1 protein-coding gene is annotated in these 275 nt (G+C 32.4%); it reads right to left on the reverse strand.

The window, feature by feature from the left end; translation table 11 throughout:
- Nucleotides 1-275, reverse strand: a 275-nt coding sequence (locus AAEZ02_RS22415; RefSeq protein WP_351125237.1) for a hypothetical protein, incomplete at both ends; no start/stop codon positions are given.

Genomic DNA, 275 nt, shown 5'->3' on the forward strand with positions numbered 1-275 from the left:
CTCTTGAATTGTTAATAATATTTCGTGTGCATCTGAATCGTATTGCTCTTCCGTACGAATGTTTTCACTAAACATTGCCAATTGAAATAAATCTGGCGGCGTGCTTTTTTCTAAATCTAACAACCTACTTTGCAGCGTGTTTATCTCATGACTAAATGACACGACAGCTTCATTTTTATCCGCTATATTCTCAGATATAGATTTCAATATTTCATTTCTAACCTCTATATTACTTCCATCAAACTCAATACTCTTGTTTTTGAATACAATATTAG

This window comes from Shewanella sp. T24-MNA-CIBAN-0130 (genome assembly GCF_040310185.1).
Taxonomy (GTDB): Bacteria; Pseudomonadota; Gammaproteobacteria; order Enterobacterales; family Shewanellaceae; genus Shewanella; species Shewanella psychromarinicola.